Source organism: Pseudomonas donghuensis, from assembly GCF_000259195.1.
Lineage (GTDB): Bacteria > Pseudomonadota > Gammaproteobacteria > Pseudomonadales > Pseudomonadaceae > Aquipseudomonas > Aquipseudomonas donghuensis.
In genome coordinates this window covers 40,769-42,672 of the sequence record NZ_JH650779.1, presented here as the reverse complement: position 1 = coordinate 42,672, position 1,904 = coordinate 40,769, and the positions used below count along the sequence as shown (strand labels likewise).

Annotated in this window: 3 protein-coding genes; 1 reads left to right on the top strand and 2 read right to left on the bottom strand. The window is 59.6% G+C overall.

What is annotated here, in order from left to right; all coding sequences use genetic code 11:
* Positions 1-21: 21 nt before the first annotated feature.
* Positions 22-567: a fimbrial protein gene (locus UW3_RS0122970; RefSeq protein WP_010226007.1), complete on the bottom strand. Its 546-nt coding sequence runs from the start codon at positions 565-567 to the stop codon at positions 22-24.
* A gap of 364 nt (positions 568-931) precedes the next feature.
* On the opposite strand from UW3_RS0122970, the gene recR reads away from it, so the two are divergent.
* The gene (gene recR, locus UW3_RS0122965; protein ID WP_010226006.1) at positions 932-1,534 is read left to right on the top strand and encodes a recombination mediator RecR; all 603 of its coding nucleotides are present in this window, start codon (positions 932-934) and stop codon (positions 1,532-1,534) included.
* 78 nt (positions 1,535-1,612) lie between these two features.
* Here the strand turns inward: recR and UW3_RS29900 are convergent.
* The coding region (locus UW3_RS29900) for a phosphoribosyltransferase family protein (protein ID WP_010226005.1) at positions 1,613-1,904 on the bottom strand (292 nt) is incomplete at its 5' end.

The window sequence follows — 1,904 nt, the reverse complement described above, 5'->3', positions numbered from 1 at the left end:
CGGAGCGCGCCTGCCGGTTCATTACGGGAGATTGATCAGGTACTGAACGCGGGAGTTGGCGGCACCCGGTGTGACCGTTGCGGCGGTGGCGTAGTACTGGCTGGTGTAGCGCAGGGTTGCTGAGCCGTCTTCCAGAGCCACAGGGATGGTGTTCTGCGCACCGGTTGGCCCGCCGATAATGATCGGTCCGCCTTGTTGGTTGAGCAGTTGGTACTGCACGTTGGTTGCGCTGGCAGGGCCGGCATCCATGTTCAGGCGGCCGTTCTGCACCAGGGCGCCCCCCAGGAATTCGATGTCTACCTGTCCGCTGCTACCGGCGGCACAGTTGGTCAGGGAGATCTCGAAGGTGCGAGGTTGGGCAATGCTGCCGGCCCCTGAGAACTCGCTGGTGTGCGCCGGGCTCATGGGGACGGTGAAGTTCTGGCCGCCAGGGCCGCCGTTGATGGTGCAGGTGGTGCCCGAGATACTGCCGGTGAATTCGATCTGTCCATCAGTTGCCTGGGCATGGAGACTGATACCGGCCAGCAGCGGTAAAGACAGTGCAAAGCCCAAAGTACGTTTGTTCATTTGTTTTCCAATTAGATTGATAAAGGTTGTGCGTTAATAAGTAAATGAGTTGTTGTAGAGGCATATTTACTTGTTTTTGAACGCCGGGAAATTATGCGGTTTATTTGATTGGCTGGATGTAGGAAGGAGGGTTGTGGTAATGGGGGGATTTAGCCGGATGCTGTACGATTGGGGGACTTTAGATGGGGTGTGCTTCTGCAGGTGTTAGAGGGTGTGCCAATTGCTGTATGTTATGTAGGGAATGTTCCTGCTGAAGAAATAGAAATATTATCTTCTTACGATGCTAATCTAAATGTCTGTAAGATTTGACGTTGGCCAGTCTGGCAGGTATAAACCGCCTTCACTTGCATCAAGGCCTTTTCCCATGAGTTTCAGCCCACTTATCCGACAGCTGATCGACGCATTGCGCATCTTGCCTGGTGTCGGCCAGAAAACCGCCCAGCGCATGGCCTTGCAGCTACTTGAGCGTGATCGCAGTGGGGGTACCCGGCTGGCCCAGGCCTTGAACCAGGCCATGGAAGGGGTGGGGCATTGCCGCCAGTGCCGGACCCTGACCGAGCAGGAGCTGTGCCCGCAGTGTTCCGACACGCGCCGGGACGACACGCTGCTGTGCGTGGTGGAAGGGCCGATGGACGTCTATGCCGTTGAGCAAACCGGCTATCGCGGCCGCTACTTCGTGCTCAAGGGGCATCTGTCGCCGCTGGATGGCCTGGGCCCGGAAGCCATCGGTATTCCACAACTGATGGCGCGGATCGAGGAGCAGGGCACCTTTGTCGAGGTGATCCTGGCCACCAACCCAACGGTGGAAGGCGAAGCGACCGCGCATTACATCGCCCAGTTGCTGGCCGACAAAGGCCTGGTCGCTTCACGCATTGCTCACGGCGTGCCCTTGGGCGGTGAGCTGGAGCTGGTCGATGGCGGCACCCTGGCGCATTCGTTCGCCGGGCGCAAACCGATCTCGCTGTAACCCTGGGTCTTTACGCGCGGGGCAAGCGCGCTCCCACAGAACCTTAGCCTGTGGGGGCGGGCTTGCCCCGCGATGCTGTCAATACTCGCTCAGCGAGAACTCGGTCAGGCAGAAGGTCGGCACACCCGCGTCGTTCAGGCGCTGGGAGCCGCCCAGCTCCGGCAGGTCGATGATTGCTGCTGCCTCGAACACCTGCGCCCCCATGCGCCGTACCAGGCTGGTAGCGGCCAGCAAGGTGCCGCCGGTGGCGATCAGGTCATCGAAAATCAGTACCGAATCGCCTTCACAGAGGCTGTCGGCGTGCACTTCGAGGAAGGCTTCACCGTACTCGGTCTGATAGCCCTCGGCGAGCACATCGGCTGGCAGCTTG